Source organism: Microbulbifer maximicatervae (SeqCode), from assembly GCF_052467065.1.
On sequence record NZ_CP174299.1, the window covers coordinates 4,278,677 to 4,295,883 of the forward strand.

At 49.9% G+C, this 17,207-nt stretch carries 12 protein-coding genes and 1 tRNA gene; 10 read left to right on the forward strand and 3 right to left on the reverse strand.

From position 1 onward, the window contains the following. Nucleotides 1–262 precede the first annotated feature (262 nt). Together ACJJI1_RS18910 and ACJJI1_RS18915 are read right to left on the reverse strand one after the other, a co-directional pair. A tRNA-Pro gene (locus ACJJI1_RS18910) sits at nucleotides 263–339 on the reverse strand. Nucleotides 340–408: 69 nt separating this feature from the next. Continuing rightward, nucleotides 409–1,257 carry an acyl-CoA thioesterase gene (locus tag ACJJI1_RS18915; RefSeq protein WP_282932695.1) on the reverse strand — a complete coding sequence of 283 codons (849 nt, stop codon included), beginning with the start codon at nucleotides 1,255–1,257 and terminating at the stop codon, nucleotides 409–411. Between the two features lie 349 nt (nucleotides 1,258–1,606). On the opposite strand from ACJJI1_RS18915, the gene ACJJI1_RS18920 reads away from it, so the two are divergent. The 5 genes from ACJJI1_RS18920 to ACJJI1_RS18940 all read left to right on the forward strand — a co-directional run bounded on the left by ACJJI1_RS18920 (nucleotide 1,607) and on the right by ACJJI1_RS18940 (nucleotide 8,952). Next, nucleotides 1,607–2,287 (forward strand): hypothetical protein, encoded by a 681-nt coding sequence (locus tag ACJJI1_RS18920; protein ID WP_413665686.1) that lies wholly within the window; start codon nucleotides 1,607–1,609, stop codon nucleotides 2,285–2,287. A 329-nt stretch (nucleotides 2,288–2,616) separates the two neighbouring features. Then, nucleotides 2,617–3,303 (forward strand): TetR/AcrR family transcriptional regulator, encoded by a 687-nt coding sequence (locus ACJJI1_RS18925; RefSeq protein ID WP_282932697.1) that lies wholly within the window; start codon nucleotides 2,617–2,619, stop codon nucleotides 3,301–3,303. After that, complete coding sequence (locus tag ACJJI1_RS18930; RefSeq protein WP_444927720.1) at nucleotides 3,296–3,850, forward strand: DUF1285 domain-containing protein; 555 nt, start codon at nucleotides 3,296–3,298, stop codon at nucleotides 3,848–3,850. The genes ACJJI1_RS18925 and ACJJI1_RS18930 overlap by 8 nt, the downstream gene beginning before the upstream one ends. A 591-nt stretch (nucleotides 3,851–4,441) precedes the next feature. Beyond that, nucleotides 4,442–6,109, forward strand: coding sequence for a beta-helix domain-containing protein (locus tag ACJJI1_RS18935; protein WP_444957629.1), 1,668 nt, complete (start codon nucleotides 4,442–4,444; stop codon nucleotides 6,107–6,109). Between the two features lie 122 nt (nucleotides 6,110–6,231). Then, the gene (locus ACJJI1_RS18940) at nucleotides 6,232–8,952 is read left to right on the forward strand and encodes a TonB-dependent receptor domain-containing protein (protein WP_444957630.1); all 2,721 of its coding nucleotides are present in this window, start codon (nucleotides 6,232–6,234) and stop codon (nucleotides 8,950–8,952) included. A 101-nt stretch (nucleotides 8,953–9,053) separates the two neighbouring features. Here the strand turns inward: ACJJI1_RS18940 and ACJJI1_RS18945 are convergent, their stop codons facing one another. Next, nucleotides 9,054–10,691, reverse strand: coding sequence for an electron transfer flavoprotein-ubiquinone oxidoreductase (locus tag ACJJI1_RS18945; RefSeq protein WP_444957631.1), 1,638 nt, complete (start codon nucleotides 10,689–10,691; stop codon nucleotides 9,054–9,056). A gap of 354 nt (nucleotides 10,692–11,045) precedes the next feature. On the opposite strand from ACJJI1_RS18945, the gene ACJJI1_RS18950 reads away from it, so the two are divergent. The 5 genes from ACJJI1_RS18950 to gspE all read left to right on the forward strand — a co-directional run bounded on the left by ACJJI1_RS18950 (nucleotide 11,046) and on the right by gspE (nucleotide 17,206). Beyond that, complete coding sequence (locus tag ACJJI1_RS18950) at nucleotides 11,046–11,795, forward strand: electron transfer flavoprotein subunit beta/FixA family protein (RefSeq protein WP_444957632.1); 750 nt, start codon at nucleotides 11,046–11,048, stop codon at nucleotides 11,793–11,795. Beyond that, the gene (locus ACJJI1_RS18955; RefSeq protein ID WP_413665691.1) at nucleotides 11,795–12,724 is read left to right on the forward strand and encodes an electron transfer flavoprotein subunit alpha/FixB family protein; all 930 of its coding nucleotides are present in this window, start codon (nucleotides 11,795–11,797) and stop codon (nucleotides 12,722–12,724) included. Before ACJJI1_RS18950 ends, ACJJI1_RS18955 begins: the two co-directional genes overlap by 1 nt. A gap of 220 nt (nucleotides 12,725–12,944) precedes the next feature. Further along, entirely contained in the window at nucleotides 12,945–13,640 is a 696-nt protein-coding gene (locus tag ACJJI1_RS18960; protein WP_444957633.1) for a type II secretion system protein N, read from the forward strand. A gap of 57 nt (nucleotides 13,641–13,697) precedes the next feature. Next, a complete protein-coding gene (gene gspD / locus ACJJI1_RS18965) occupies nucleotides 13,698–15,713 on the forward strand; it encodes a type II secretion system secretin GspD (RefSeq protein ID WP_444957634.1) in 2,016 nt (671 codons plus the stop codon). Then, the gene (gene gspE / locus ACJJI1_RS18970) at nucleotides 15,710–17,206 is read left to right on the forward strand and encodes a type II secretion system ATPase GspE (protein WP_444913696.1); all 1,497 of its coding nucleotides are present in this window, start codon (nucleotides 15,710–15,712) and stop codon (nucleotides 17,204–17,206) included. Before gspD ends, gspE begins: the two co-directional genes overlap by 4 nt. Nucleotide 17,207 lies beyond the last annotated feature (1 nt).

Here is a 17,207-nt window from a genome sequence, read left to right on the forward strand (position 1 = left end):
TTTCTGAAACCCATTCTTTATTTGTCCCCATCGCATCTGACTTTTGTAGTGCGCTTCCGCATTAGCCCCTGATTTAACGAAATTGAATAGCAAGTGTCTCTAAGGTGGGCTCCCAACAAGGTACAAGTAGGAGTTGCTTGCACTTTTTCCGGGTGCGATGTGCTGAGGGAAAGTAAGGGGCAATCTGAACGGTTTTTCGTCAACTTAAGCTAAAAGTTCAGAGTCAAAAAAGCCCGCTAAAAGCGGGCTTTTTCTTTTTGTATGGTCGGTGAGAGAGGATTCGAACCTCCGACCCCTTCGTCCCGAACGAAGTGCGCTACCAGGCTGCGCTACTCACCGTTTTTTGTTTCGCAACATTTGCGAAGGGGCGGCACTATAGCAGCAATTTTTCTGCTGTAAACCACTGATTTAATTTTTTATTTGTCGAATCAGTCCCTCTTGGCAGGTAGACGCTACCAGCGTTCCGTCGCGGGTGAAAATCTGGCCGCGGGTAAAGCCTCTGGCACCGGTTGCCGAAGGGCTATCCGTTACATAGAGAAGCCATTGATCCAGGCGGAAATCGCGGTGGAACCACATCGCGTGGTCAACGCTCGCCGGCATCAATTGGGGGTCGAATAAGGATATGTCGTGCGGCTGTAGGGAGGTACCCAGGAGTCCCATATCGGATGCATAGCAAAGTGCTGCTCGGTGCTCCATCGGGTCGTCCGACATCTCGCCCTCTGCCCGCAGCCAGAACATGCATTTGGCTTCGCGGGTTTCAGCGCCAAAGTAGCTTTGCGGGTCTACCGGACGAAAATCGATCATATAGCGCCGCTGATCGTACTGCGGGCTAACCAATCCAGCTTCCAGGGCCAGCTCCTGGGTGTTTTTCAGGCTCTCAGGAGAGGGAATCTCGACACAAGGCAGGTCGGCCTGGTGGTCAAATCCGGGTTCCCGAATTTGGAAGGAGGCGGACATATTGAAGATCGCGCGCCCGCGCTGCTTGGCGACTACGCGACGAGTGGTAAAGCTACCTCCATCGCGGATTGGGTCTACTTCGTAGATCACCGGCAGCTCACTAGAGCCAGGGCGGAGGAAGTAGGCGTGCAGGGAGTGGGGTAGGCGATGCTCAACGGTACGAGTTGCTGCCATCAGTGCTTGGCCCAGAACTTGCCCGCCAAAAAGCACTTTACGATAATTTTCAACGTGATGACGACTGCGGAAGAGATTTCGATCCAGCTCTTCAACATCCAATAACTTACCTAATTTTTCCAACATAAGGGATTTTGCCCGTTACCTATTCCACTTAACAGAGTTTGCAGATGGGGAGCTTTGCGCTCTTAATCAAAAGGATAATAACAGCAAATCCCTTTAACCCCATTCATATTTTGAACGTTAGGCCCATTTTGGTCACAGGTGCCACCTCGTATAGCTATCCAGCTCTTTTCCATACACTAGCTACTGATTTTTTCAGTCAAGTTGAAACTCTGTGCTATTGACTATTGCGACTTGTCGAATTCTTACTTATTTCTGTGGTATAAAGCGCCAATAGTTGTTGGGACAGTTGGACTAATTCGTTTGCAGCTATCCAACAAAGATTGAATAAGAGAAGTAGGAGATACCACAGGTGCCACACAACAATATTGATATACGTCCACCACTGAATTTCGGCAAGGTTGTCAGTCGGCACCGTACCGCAAAGGCTGTGGCTGGAGGGGTTGGCTCTGCTGCTTATTATGGGGTGTGGGGTGCACAGACGGCTACAGGTGCCACACTAACCGGCCTGGCTACCGGTGCAGCGGCTGCGACTTCTGCGACGGGTATTGGTTTGGTTGTTGCTGGAACAGCATTGTCCATTGGTTACGCTGGTTTGGCGGCCCGATCCGCATACAAGACCAATAATCACCTCAATGCTCTGAAAAAAATCTACGAAAACAGGAAGTCGTATAGCTGTCCTTGTAAAGGATCGGTCGCCCACGACTATGTTTCTGGCCAAGTGCTTCCTTATATCATCGAGCAGAAAAGCAAAAAGTTGCATCGCAAGATGGTTGAAGCGACTCCGGGAATCGCCTCAGTAGAATATGCGCGCAAGGCAGTAAAAAACCTGTACAAGCGTTCACAGGGTACGCTCGGTAAAAAACGTACCTTTGCTGCAGAGTGGTTGGCGCAGCATTTGATTTCTCATGATTGTGAATTAGCTAATGCGATTGTTGCAGAGCTCTACTCAGAGGAGGAAATGCTCTGGATACGCACGCAGGACAACGATGTAGTCGCGCCTCTGTTGGAGCTAAAGCTGAAGTCCGTTTAATAGTGGCTTCTTGTGTTCTGGTGTAGTTCTTGATTTCATTCGGAAGTATTGGGGTAATGGACTACCCCGCAATCACTCAATCGTCGAATTTTCTGTGTTATGTGCAATGCTTGGGCTCGCCAAGCGTCACCACATGCTAAAATAAAAGGTCTGCTCTCAGCTTAAAATTGGCTCATTTTGGGTAAATTTTGAGCAAAATGGCCTAATATTTTTAATATTAGGCAGTCTAATTCCCCGATTTACTTTTCCAACCGACTTGAATTGCCTATCATTCATGAATGAATAGTCAATTTCAGTCCCCATTTTTACGGGCAAAGAAGGTCGGAAGTATGGATAAGGCAAAAGAGAAGGTTCAGCGGTTCCGCGCGCGGGAGCAGCGTATCCTGGATGCGGCTCTGGAGCTTCTGTTGGAGCACGGTGAAGAGAAAGTCACGGTCGAACAGATTGCCGAGCGTGTGGATATCGGTAAGGGCACGATTTACAAGCACTTCATTTCCAAGACAGAAATCTACATGCGTTTGCTGATGGATTATGAAAAATCCCTCGCTGAACGTCTCAAGACCGCTGTAGCCTTGGCCGAGCAAGGTGATATCACCGCTCCAGCCCGCGCCTATTTTGAATCTCGTATGGCCGATCCTGGCAAAGATAGACTCTTCCAGCGCCTGGAGGAGAAGATTATCGCGTTGAACCTGGCTCCAGAAATGATTGCGGAGCTCCACAATATTCGTAATTCCAATGCCACCTCTCTCAATCGGGTCTTTGAGCGCCGTATGGAGCAGGGCATGCTGAAGAACGTTCCTGCATACTTCTATTACTCAACATACTGGGCGCTTGTGCAAGGGGCGGTAGAGCTTTATCACTCCAAGTCTTTTGCCAATGTAATAGAGGACAGGGAAGGTTTGATGGAGTTTATTATGGATGTGGGTGTGCATATCGGTGATATGTCCTCTCGCAAAACGCCAGAGGGAAGCCAGACAAGCCATCACAGCGATTCTGCGGGGTCCGCCCTTGGCTGAGCCCCTGTTCCAGCAGCTGCAAAAATTACAGGCTGAATTTCATGGGCATCCACCTGTAGAAAGGTGGAACCCAGAGCTTTGTGGGGACATGGATATGGTCATCAAATCTGATGGCCGTTGGATCCACGAGGGAACAGAGATTCGTCGTCACCCTCTTGTGAAATTGTTTGCCAGCATTTTGAAGCGTGAGGGGGATGAATACTTCCTTGTCACCCCTGTCGAAAAGCTGCGAATCATAGTGGAGGATGTTCCATTTGTAATTACTCAGGTGGCCCGCAACCCCGGAAGTACTCATCAGCAGCTACTTTTCACCACAAATGTGGGCGATGTTGTTGAGCTGTCGGAAGAGGGGCAGTGGCAACTGAGAGACTTTGGTGCTCCGCCGCAGCCAATCCCTTATCTGGAGATTCGAGGGGGGTTACAGGCTCGCGTTTCCCGTGATGTTTTTTACCAGTTGGTAGACTGGGCGCTTGAAGGGGGTCGCGATACCGATAAGCTTTTTGTGCAAAGTGACGGAAAAGATTTCCTGCTGGGTTCTTGCAATTAGATAGCTCCAGGTTCCTGCTGGCGGATTCCTCGCGCCTCAGCGCTGATTTGTAGCTGGGGCTTTAATTTATAGCCTTGCTCTTCACTGTTCGAGTTTAGAAAGTATTTGCTTGACTCTATAGCACCTGACCATACTCTCTCGACGAACTTTCCTTATTTATATCTTTGGTATCAAACTGTTTAGTGGATGCCACTATCACTTCTTTATTTTGATTAGCACTATGGGGTTTATACTTGATTGCGCCGGTGCTTGCCTGAGTCCGGAAAATAGCCCGGGAACATACATGTCCGTACTATTTATTTGTGGTGTTGCTGTATTTCATTTCTATTAAAAAAATAGTGTTTGAAATCTTATGGAAATATAAGTGTATTTGTTCTGAAAGGAATCGAATATTAATTCGATAATTTACGGGAATATCTAAATAAGTAACAAATCCGCAACAGTGCATTTCTAAACTTCCCTCCGTCCAAATCGCTACGGCGAAACAAAAAATATAGTTTTTATTTGCTTGGTTGTTGTCATTTATTTTTTTTAAAAATGGCGGAGTTGAAGCAATTAAAGTTTTGGATTGAAATTCCTATAGGGGGAAACATGAAGCGAGTACAGAATAAGCTCTTACTGGCAGCTGCGATTGCTGCGCTATTAGCGGGTTGTGACGGTGGCGGTGTGAGTATCGAGCCGGAAACAGTAGATAACTCGGTGGACAACTCGGTAGATAATTCAGTGACAAATCCTGGCGGAGGTTCCACTGATGAAAATCCATGTGCCACTATAGAAAGTTCAAGTGTACAAGGTGAATTTAGCGGTGGTAACTGCTATTACGCAACTGATTTTGTTTCTGCTGCAAACCCATTAACTGAAGATTTATATCTCACTGCGCTGGATAGCAATGGAGCTCATGTCTTTAGCGGCAGTTTGTTTGTTGGAGAAAGTTACTCCAGCGATTCTGACCTAGCAGCAGCCGGTATTTCTGAGGGTGGTGACGGCGTAAAACTGGAAATTGAGGCGGGCGCCACTATCGCTTTTAAAGATAATTCAGCATTTATGGTTGTAAACCGTGGATCGCAAGTCTTTGCTCGCGGTACAGAAACATCTCCCATCACTTTTACGTCAGAAACTGATGTTCTTGGCACTGTAGGTCCGGAGGATGTTTCACAGTGGGGTGGAATGGTTATTAATGGCTTTGGTGTAACGAACAAATGCCAATATACAGGTTCTATTGGTGGTGGTGATCTGACTCTTGATGGCGAGTGTCACGTAGCTGCTGAAGGATCCACTGATGACAATACTTCCTACTACGGCGGTGACAACAATGCCGATAACTCGGGAGAGCTTTTGTACGTTGTTGTCAAACACACTGGCGCAGAAGTTGCTAGTGGTGATGAGTTGAACGGAATTGCTTTTGATGCTGTAGGTAATGGCACAACGATCCGTAACCTTCAAACATACTCAACTTACGATGACGGTATCGAGTTCTTCGGTGGCGCTGTAGATGTCGAAAATTATGTTGCACTCTACGTTCGCGATGACTCCATTGATATTGATGAAGGTTATCGTGGAAGTATTACCAATGCTTTGGTGATTCAAAGTGAGACTGACGGCAATCACTGTATAGAGGCCGATGGCATCGGTTCATATAGTGATGGAGCTGATTATTCCACCTTGATCAGCCAGGGTCTCAACAGTCGACCAGTAATTGACGGGCTGACCTGTATTGTTTCCGCTCAAGAAGAGGGTACTCATGACCCCGGTGCAGGCTGGCGCCTGCGTGAGGGTATTTATCCAATGATCACTAATTCTATAGTTGTGGCCTCCTTCTTTGCTGATGAGACTGGCGTGGCCGGCGATAACTACTGCCTGCGTATTGAGAGCTCTCAAACTCGCGGCGAAGCATCTGCTGGGACTGAGGTGGCTCTGACTTCCAACATTTTCGCCTGTGAAGATCGCACTAAAACCGATGAAGACAGCTTCAATGTTGAGACTTGGGCTGTGGATAGCGGTAACCAATTTGCCACTATCTCCGGTGAAGTTAATCCAACCTCTAATGCCGATACTGACTTTGTTTTGCTCGGCGGTTCCCCTGCAATGTTCACAGTTGATGCATCTGCTCAAGTGATCGATGGCGTTGCACCTACGGTTTCTGCCGAACTGGGTCGTGCCTATTTGGGTGCGCTTGAGCAGGATGGTACCGATTGGACTCAGGGTTGGACTTACGGTCTTCACCAGGGTGATCGCGCTCAACCTCTCTGGTTTGAGTAATAGATCGAGGTAGCGGTTGGGGATGCTAATCCCAATCAATTAAGGCGCCGCCTTCGCTGATGGAGTCGGCGCCTTATTTGATTTAAGACCGTGATTCTTAGGAATGAAAAGAGGCCTGAGAGATGGTTAAGTGCGAAAGATTTCAAAGGGCGCCGCTTGTTTTGGCGGTAGCTGCGGGCTCCACATTTGCAGCTGGAGTGTATGCACAGGATGCTGAACTGGTTGATAGTGCCACTCCTGGGATTGAAGAGGTTGTAGTCCAGGGGCGGCTGAAGGACTCTGCTGAAGTCCTAATCAGCGAGCGCCTGGAGGAGGAGGTAGTTACGGATATCCTCGGGGCTGAGATGATCAGCAGGGTGGGGGACTCTACCGTAGCCGCAGCGCTGCGACGAGTATCCGGATTATCCCTGGTAAGTGACAAGTTCGTTTACGTAAGGGGCTTGGGTGAGCGATATTCAAGTACAACTCTCAATGGTTCGACGGTGCCATCCCCGGATCTGACCAGAAATGTCATTCCACTAGATCTATTCCCGACCTCTATCGTGGAATCGCTAGCGGTACAGAAGAGCTACTCAGTTGATAAGTCTGCCTCGTTTGGAGGTGGTAATGTCGATATCCGCACCAAAGGGATACCTGATGATCTGACTTACGCTATTGAAGTTGGTACGGGCACCAATAGTGAAGTCAATGGTGATGTGCTCAGCTACAGCGGTGGAGATGATGATATTTGGGGTGCTGATGATGGTACCAGGGCGATGCCGGGTGAGATATCTGCGGCACTGCAACGCTTCAAGGGTAATATTTCAGTTGCGGATATCCGTGATACCTTGATTGCTGAGGGGAATGAGTATTCAAGTAACCAGGAGGCGGAAAAGGCGGCTCAAGCGCTAAATAGGGAACTCGCCCTAAGCTTGAATCGTGATATTTCTATTAAAGAGGAATCTAGCGATCCTGACCAAGACTACAAGGCTAGTGTAGGGAATCGCTTCTACTACGGGGACGATTGGGAGTTCGGTTTCCTGGCTGGAGCCTCCTACAAGAGTAAGTGGAGGGAGAGTGAGCGCACTATTCGTGACTACGGTAACCCACAGGAGCAGGTTGACCGTCGAACCGAGTCTACTTACTCCGTAGATATCAGTGGAAATTTAAACCTAGGTATACGTTTTGCGGACGAGCATTCGGTTGAGAGTATCAGTTTGTATTTGAGGAATACGGACGATGAGACTTCAATCAGGGATTACTTTGACTCAAATCGTCTATTGTCTGATGGCGCTGGATCGAGAAATTATGACCTGAAGTATGAAGAGCGGGAGCTGGTGCTTCATCAAATAAAGGGAAGTCACTCTCTTGGTCCAGAAACAAAAGGCCTGCTGTCCGTCAGCTCCCTAAGTTGGGTGCCTGAGGATTTGGTGGTTGACTGGTTCTACTCCGATTCAACGGCGATGACAGATATCCCTAACCAAGTTGAGGTTATTGCGAGTACCGAAACCGATCCGGAAACAGGTGAAGTTCTAGGTTCAACAGTGGATATTGCTTCGCGGAGCGCTAGCTTCCGATTTACTGAGCTGGAGGATGAGGTTCGAAACTACGGTTGGTCTGCAACATTGCCTGTTGAATTTTCCTCGTCCACGCTGGAGTTGAGTGGAGGATTTGCTCGGATTGAGAAAGGTCGCTCCTATAAGCAAACCGAGTTCGGATTGGATATCTTCAGTGTTGCTGATAGCGCAATTCTTGATGACCCTCTGGGTGATGTGTTCAGTGATACCAATATTACCGATGATGAGAATAATTTTGTTTTTGCCAAGTCTGGTAGTAACAAGCAAAGTTATTTGGCCGCTACTTCGACAGATGCGATCTACGGTAAATTCGATTGGACTCTTGAGGAAACCTGGCGTATTTCAGCTGGGGCCCGATGGGAGGACTATAGTCAAGCTGCTTTAGAGTGGAACCCCTATAGTTTCTCGCAAAGTGAACCACAGATTACGAATGACCCCGAGGAGTTGGCTGAAGCGGTATATACGGATGATGATATTTATCCTTCATTATCCTTGACCTATATGGGGTCATTTTGGGCGGAGACATTCCAGTTGAGATTCGGTGCATCCAAGACCGCTGTTCGGCCCGACTTGCGTGAAATTACCGACGCTATTTATATAGATCCGCACACTGATGATCAGATCAGGGGGAATTCGAGTGTTCGGCCGTCGGAGATCGACAACTACGATATTCGCGCAGAGTGGTTTTTTGATAGCGGCGATAGCCTGACTATTTCGGCTTTCTATAAGGATATTGTTAATCCTATTGAGTTTTTTGAAGCTGCCTCAAGTGATGACAATGTTGCGCGAGAGATTATAAATGCTGAGTCTGGTGAGATTACCGGTATAGAAATAGAGGGTATGAAAAGCCTTGGCTTTATCTCTGACCCAATGGATAGCTTCTTCCTGCAGGGCAATATTACGCTTCAAGACTCGGAAATTGTTGCCGGTGATGAGGCTGATGCACCGACTAATGCAGTCCGCGAAATGACAGGGGCTTCTGATTATGTGGTTAATATGCTGCTCGGCTTTGATAGCCCGGACGGGAACCATTCTGCCAGCTTGGTTTACAACGTATTTGGTGAGCGCCTTTACAAAGCGGGGCGAGATCCTCATCCCGATTCATTTGAGCAGCCATTCCACTCTCTGGATTTGACTTACTTCTGGTATCCAACTGATGAGGTGACGGTGAAGGCGAAAGTGCAGAACCTTTTGGGTGAAGCCATTGAAATTGAGAGGCAGGGTGTCACCGTTTTTGAAGAGGAGGTTGGGCAGACTTTCGCATTGAGCGCGCAGTACAAATTCTAGGGAGGCCAGCTGGCTGTGCCTTGGATTAAGTGCATGAAAATATGCGTTCTCAAGCAATAAAAAATGGCGCCATCGGCGCCATTTTTTATGTGTAGACCCAATTACATATTTGGATAATTGGGGCCGCCGGCACCTTCAGGGGTTACCCAAACAATATTTTGGGTTGGGTCCTTAATGTCACAGGTCTTACAGTGTACGCAGTTTTGAGCGTTGATCTGGAAGCGCTTACCGTTGGTGTCTTCAATAACCTCATAAACACCGGCAGGGCAGTAGCGCTGCGCGGGTTCATCGTAAATCGGCAGGTTGTGACTCAGCGGAACTTCTGGGTCCTTCAGGGTCAGGTGGCAAGGCTGGTCTTCTTCGTGGTTAGTATTGGAAATAAACACGGAAGATAGCTTGTCAAAACTGAGTACGCCGTCGGGCTTCGGATAGTCAATCTTTGCGCAGTCAGCAGCAGGTTTGAGCTGGGCGTGGTCAGCCTTGGTGTCGCGCAGGGTCCAGGGAAGCTTGCCTTTAAAGATATTGATATCCACAAATGCATAGGCAGATCCCAGAATGTTGCCCCATTTGTGCTGGGCAGGGCCGAAGTTGCGCTGCATGTGCAGCTCTTTCCAGGCCCAGCTATCGCGATACTTGGTGGTGTAGTCGGTCAGCTCTTCGCTGTTGCGCTCAGCAGCGAGGGCTTCAACGACAGACTCAGCCGCGATCATGCCGGATTTCATCGCGGTGTGATTGCCCTTGATCTTGGCAAAGTTCAGGGTGCCGGCGTTATCACCGATCAACAGGCCGCCAGGGAAGGTCATTTTCGGTTGAGATTGAAGGCCACCTTTTACTATGGCGCGGGCACCGTAGGCGACGCGCTCGCCACCTTCCAGGTACTGCTTGATTACCGGATGGTGTTTATAGCGCTGGAACTCGTCAAATGGACTCACATGGGGGTTGCTATAGGCGAGGTCAGTAATCAAGCCGACAACAACCTGGTTGTCTTCGAGGTGGTAAAGGAAGCCGCCACCGTGGGTGGAGCTTTGTTCCAGCGGCCAGCCAGCAGTGTGAACAACCAGGCCTTGCTGGTGTTTGTCCGCAGGGACTTTCCAAATCTCTTTAATACCGATGCCGTAGTGTTGTGGGTCGGCATCTTCGTCTAGCTTAAAGCGTTCGATTAGCTGCTTGCCCAGGTGACCGCGACAACCTTCAGCGAAGAGAGTGTATTTGGCATGCAGCTCCATGCCCGGCATGTAAGAGTCTTTTTGCTCTCCGTTCATGCCGATGCCCATATCGCCAGTAGCGATACCTTTTACAGAGCCATCTTCGTTGTACAGAACTTCAGCAGCGGCGAAGCCAGGGAAGATTTCCACTCCCAGGCTTTCGGCTTGTTCTGCCAGCCAACGGCACAGGTTGCCGAGACTGATAATGTAGTTGCCCTCGTTGTGCATGGTGCTGGGCACAAACATGTTGGGGACTTTTATAGAGTTCTCTTCGCTGCGTAGGACGTAGATGTCGTCGCCTTTTACCTCAGTATTGAGGGGGGCTCCACGTTCTTTCCAGTCGGGGAAGAGTTCATTAAGGGCGGTGGGCTCAAATACAGCACCGGATAGGATGTGAGCTCCTACTTCTGAGCCTTTCTCCACGACACATACAGAGACGTCTTCATTGAGCTGACGAATACGACAGGCCGCGGCCAATCCAGCGGGGCCGGCACCCACGATCACTACATCGTATTCCATTGATTCGCGTTCCACGGCACTCTCCTCAGCAGTTGTATTCAACTTTTTTGCGGCCAATCCGGCCTTATCATTTATATTGCTGGCGGATTATATAGGCGTTTAATCAACCCTACCAATTGCATGACTATTCATTTGCTATGGCAAATGCGCTGTATTTCAACGGCTTACTGGGGGTGGATAGGTGGTTCTTATTCCCGGAAATAGATTTTGTGAATGGCAGGAGGGACTTCCATTTGACTATTGATTTTGCGCTATAGAACCGCCACCATACACGCCGTTCAAACACTTGTTTGACCAGAACACCGTATCCGTTCGCGACGTGAATTATCAGTCGCGGCTGTTAAAAAGCATATTTGAGACGGGATTTCCATGAAAGTTCTTGTAGCTGTGAAACGCGTTGTTGACTACAACGTCAAGGTTCGCCCCAAGGCGGACGGCTCTGACGTTGATACAGCCAACGTCAAAATGTCTATCAACCCCTTCTGCGAAATCGCAGTAGAAGAGGCGGTGCGCTTGAAGGAAAAAGGCGTTGTCAGCGAGATAGTCGCCGTTTCCATGGGCTCCAAGCAATGCCAAGAGCAAATCCGCACTGCACTGGCCCTGGGTGCCGACCGCGGTATCCTGGTTGAGACCGATGCTGAGCTGCAGCCTCTGGCAGTAGCCAAATGCCTGAAAGCGATTGTTGAGAAAGAAGAGCCTCAAATGGTAATTCTGGGCAAGCAGTCCATCGATGGCGATAACAACCAGACCGGCCAGATGCTGGGTGCTTTGACTGGCATGGGGCAGGGTACCTTCGCCTCTGAAGTTGCCGTAGAAGGCGACGCTGTTAAGGTAACTCGTGAAATTGACGGCGGCCTGCAGACTGTTGAACTGAAACTGCCTGCCATTGTTACTACTGACCTGCGCCTGAATGAGCCGCGTTACGCCTCCCTGCCTAACATTATGAAGGCAAAGCGTAAGCCTCTCAATACCACGACCCCGGATGAGCTGGGCGTTGATATTACTCCCCGCACCAAAACCCTGAAAGTTGAGCCGCCGGCTGAGCGTCAAGCAGGCATTAAGGTTGCTGACGTTGCTGAACTGGTAGAGAAACTGAAAAACGAGGCGAAGGTAATCTGATGAGCATTCTGGTTATTGCTGAACACGACAACGCCGAACTGAAGGGCGCTACGCTCAACACCATCGCTGCTGCCAAGGCTATTGGTGGTGATGTTGCTGTATTGGTTGCTGGATCTGGCTGCGGCCCTGTAGCGGAGGCTGCTGCTAAAGCTGAAGGCGTTTCCAAGGTGCTGCTGGCAGATAATGCCGCTTACGAGCACCAGTTGGCTGAGAACGTTGCCAAGCTGGTAGCGGACTTGGGTAAAGACTACGGTCATATCCTGGCTCCAGCCACTACTACCGGCAAGAACATGCTGCCACGCGCTGCTGCGCTGCTGGATGTACAGCCGATTTCCGACATCGTTGCTGTTGAAAGTGCAGATACTTTCAAACGCCCGATTTATGCGGGTAACGTCATTGCCACTGTACAGAGCTCCGATGCCATCAAGGTAATCTCTGTACGTACCACTGCCTTTGACGCCGTGGCGGCTGAAGGTGGAAGTGCAGCGGTTGAGTCTGTAGATATCGCGGATGACGCTGGTGTTTCCTCTTTTGTCGGCGAAGAGTTGGCTGTATCCGATCGTCCTGAACTGACCGCTGCGAGCGTAGTTATTTCTGGTGGCCGCGGTATGCAGAACGGCGAAAACTTCGAAATGCTGTACAAGCTGGCTGACAAGCTGGGCGCTGCTGTAGGTGCCTCCCGTGCAGCCGTGGACGCAGGTTTCGTACCCAACGATATGCAGGTTGGTCAAACTGGTAAGATTGTTGCTCCAGACCTGTACATTGCTGTTGGTATCTCCGGCGCAATCCAGCACTTGGCAGGCATGAAAGACTCCAAGGTTATCGTAGCCATCAATAAAGACGAAGAAGCTCCGATCTTCTCCGTTGCAGACTACGGCCTGGTAGCTGACCTGTTTGAAGCTGTACCAGAGCTTGAAACAAAGCTGTAATGCCCGATTGCTATACTAGCAGGCATTGAAGAAGGCGGCGTCATGCCGCCTTTTTTCGTTTTTTGGTGACAACCTGCGGAACTAGTGTGCAATTTAAGGGACGAAATGAGGGTTTGCGGCGTTTAACTTGAAAGAGCGTTGCCTTTCCTGGGCTGAGGCAAGAAAATAGGCGTCAAAAACCAATAACCTCAGAAAGTTGAACTTGTATGTGGGTATGTTCATGTCCCCTCTAGCGCGAGCCGTTGGCTCAATTGGCAATAAGTTTGCCCAGGGCGAGTCGAGCAAAGGTCTCTCCCGTGGCACTATGGCAGCGTCAGCGATTGGCCTGTTGTGGTTGTCTGGTAATTTGTTTGCCTATGGCTCCCTATTGGTCCCAAGCGATCCCCAGGAATCCCTGCTCGCGGAGCGCAAAAGCCCGAGAGGTGCTCCTCCCCCCAGCGCTGCCAGTCTTCCCAGCACCCCGTTCTTTGGACGCGCTGAACCTAAAAAGGCTACAGAAGTCCCTGAAGTCGACCTCGAAAATATTCCTCTGACTCAGTTGAATATCGTTTTATCCGGTGTTTTTGACAGCTCCAATAAAACCAAAGCCAGTGCTCTGGTGTCGGAGAAGGGTAAACCCTCCAAGCGTTTGTATGTCGGTGATCAGTTGCCTGGTGGCGCTGAACTTTATTCTGTTGAGGTTGACCATGTGGTTCTTCGTCGTAATGGCAGGATGGAAAAACTGACATACCCAGAAGTGGACGGAAGGCCAAACGTACCATTGAGAGGCGTCAGCAGTTCCAGACAGAGAACGTCAAGTTCCAGCTCCTCCAGAAGAACTGCTCAAAGAGGTGAGAACCAGCAGAACATTCGGGAGAGAATGGAGCAGCTGCGTGAATTGGCCCGCGAGCGTCGTGCTCAGCGTGAGCCTAAATAAAAACTATCTACCTAGATTGTTTTGATTTTTTGAACATTTACTAGAGCCAGATAAATAATGATGAAGATGTTTTATCGACGGCTGATTGCGGTCGGATTGAGTTTTTTTGTTTGTACTGCAACGCTGGCTCAGGGCCCGGAGCGGGTTACCCTTTCTCTCGACAATGCAGACATTCGTGATCTGATCAATTGGGCTGCTGATTTCACTGGCAAAAATATTATTGTCCACCCGAATGTTAAGGGTAAGGTCACCGTAGTTGCCGGTGACCCAATGACACACAATGAAGCCTTTGATGTATTTATGTCGGTGCTTCAAGTCAATGGCTTTAGTTTGGTGGAACAGGGCGGAACCTGGAAAGTAGTTCCCGATGCGCTGGCCAAGCAGCAGGCGATACCTGTCGCAGATGAGGCCACTCGAGCTCCCGCGGAATCCCTGGTTGTTCGCACTATAAGGGTTGAGAATATTTCCGCTTCACAGCTGATTGCTATGTTGCGCCCGCTGATTCCGCAAACTGGGCACTTGGCTGCTTATGCTGATACCAACACTCTGATAATTGCTGACCGCGCTGCGAATATTGACCAGATTATTCGCCTGGTGAAGCAACTTGACCGCGCCGGCGCTATTGATATTGAAGTGGTGCCGTTGATGTTTGCTTCTGCGAAGGAAGTAAAGCAAGTTCTTACCGATCTACTTCAATCGAGTGGAGGCAAAGCGGGTAAGGAAGTGCAGCCGCTGCGTATTTCTGTGGATGAACGCTCCAATAGTATTCTCCTGACCGGAGACCCTGTTACCCGCCAGCAGATTAAGACGGTAATAGGCCGTCTCGATGCACCGCTGGATGGCGAAGGCAACACCGCAGTTGTTTATATCCAGTATGCCAATGCAGCAGATCTGAAGCCTATCCTCGAGGGTATGAGCGGTAGCATCCAGAACACAGAGAAAGACCAACAAGCGGCGAATATCGAAGTCAGCATTCAAGTTAACGAATCGCTCAACGCACTAGTGTTAACTGCTCCTCCCGCTCTCCTTGAAACGATGAAAGGTGTTATTGCCAGGTTGGACGTGCGCAGGGCGCAGGTTTTGATTGAGGCAATTATTGTAGAGGTAGTTGAAGGTACAGGTAGCGAACTGGGTATTAGTTGGATTGCTGGTTCCGGCAGTAATGCTGTTGCCGGCTGGAATAACCAGTTAGGTACGGATTCCGATGGGGAGCCCAACCCATTTTCACTTCCTGTGACTGATTTGGTGGGAGCTGGCGCATTGCACCTGGGCTACCTCAGTGGCGGTGATATCCGTGCTGCGATTAATGCCGTAGCGTCAGAGAGCAATACCAATATCCTCTCTACACCAACGATTATGGCTTTGGATAATGAAGAAGCTGAGATTTTGGTGGGCCAGAACGTACCTTTTATTACCGGTGAACAGCTGCTGTCTGGTAGCAATGATGATCCGTTTACCACCATCCAGCGTGAGGATGTGGGTACCACTCTTAAAGTGATTCCCCGTGTGAATAACAACAACTCGGTAACTCTCGAGATCGAGCAAAAGGTTGAAAACGTTTTGTCTTCTGCTACGGCTGCAGCGGAAGGTGCATCCGACATCGTTACCAGCAAGCGTGAGATCCGCACAAAAGTATTGATCGATGATGGCGCGATCCTGGTACTGGGTGGTTTGATGGAAGATCAGGTTAATGAAACCGTGTCCAAAGTGCCTCTCCTCGGTGATATTCCCGGCATTGGTCGCTTGTTCAGAAACACTGAGAAGAGTGTTAGCAAAACTAATCTGATGGTGTTCTTGCGTCCCAGAATCCTCAGTAGTCAAGTTGCTGGCTATGAGGAGACGCGCAAGCGCTACATGGATATGCAGCAGAAGCAAATATTCCTGAAAGACCGCACCAGCCTGATCTGGGATTGGCACCGCGGTGATGTACTACCTGACCTGATGCCGCCAACAGGCACCTACAACGAGAGCCCTGCGCCAGTAGATGGTTCTATAGATGGTGCTGCCATTGAATCAGTCGAAGAAGATGTGGATGTTGAGGTTGAGGTGTTGGAGGTAGAAGAAGCTAAATGACGGCTGAAACAGGAACAGGGACTCCAACAATTCGCCGCCTTCCTTACGCTTTCGCAAAGCGTCACAAGGTTCTGTTAACCGAGCAGGAAGGCAAACCCCTCTGCCAATATGTGGCGCCGCTGAGTCCATCAGCGGTTGCCGAAGTACAGCGCATCAGTGGTGCGGCTGTATCTTTGGAGGCTGTAGAGGAAGATGTTTTCCAGGGTGCTTTGCAGCGCCTGTATGAAAACAGGGAGGGTGGCAACCTCTCCGAAGTCGAAGGCCTGGGTGAAGACCTGGATCTTGCAGCGGTCGCCGATTCGCTGCCTGAGACTGAGGACTTGTTGGAACAGGAAGACGATGCACCTATCGTCAAATTGATCAACGCAATTTTTGCCGAATCGCTCAAGCAGGGCGCCTCGGATATTCATATTGAAACCTTTGAGAAGCGCCTCGTCGTGCGCTTCCGGGTCGATGGTGTACTTCGTGAAGTACTGCAACCCCGACGCGCTCTGGCTCCATTGCTGGTATCCCGTATTAAAGTAATGGCAAAACTGGATATCGCCGAGAAACGCGTGCCTCAAGATGGCCGGATCTCCCTTTTGATGGCTGGCCGAGAGGTAGATGTACGTGTCTCTACCATGCCGTCATCGGCGGGTGAGCGGGTGGTAATGCGTTTGCTGGATAAGCAAGCGGGCAAAATGGACCTGAGTAAGCTGGGGATGGCAGATCGCGACTTGCGCGTGATGACAGACCTGTTGGGACATCCCCACGGCATTATCCTGGTGACCGGACCAACGGGCTCCGGTAAAACCACCACCTTGTATGCTGGCCTCGGTAGTATCAATAACCGTGAGAAGAATATTCTGACGGTCGAGGACCCGGTGGAATACAACCTGGAAGGGGTTGGACAGACTCAGGTTAATACCAAAGCTGATATGACTTTCGCCCGAGGGCTTCGCGCGATCCTGCGTCAGGACCCGGATGTAGTGATGGTTGGTGAGATTCGAGACCTGGAGACTATGCAGATTGCAATCCAGGCGAGTTTGACCGGACACTTGGTACTTTCAACCCTGCACACCAACACCGCTTTGGGTTCGGTAACCCGTCTGGTGGACATGGGAATTGAACCCTTTCTGCTGTCGTCCAGTGTGATTGGTGTTCTTGCCCAGCGCCTGGTGCGAGTTCTGTGTCCTGAATGCAAGCAACCTCATGTGGCTGACAGCAGCGAGCGTGAGGTTTTGGGCGTCGGGCCTGAAGAGGAAGCCATCATCTATCGACCTAATGGCTGTGAAGAGTGTAATCACAGTGGCTATGTCGGTCGTATCGGTATCTATGAATTGGTGCCGCTCAACGAAGTGATGCGCCAATTGATCCACGATCGCGCTTCAGAGAGCAAGTTGGTTGCGGAAGCACGCAAGCTTGGCCCCAGCATCCGTGATGATGGCGTAGAGAAAGTACTAGCGGGTAGGACCTCCCTTGAGGAAGTACTACGAGTTACGCAGGAGTCCTGAT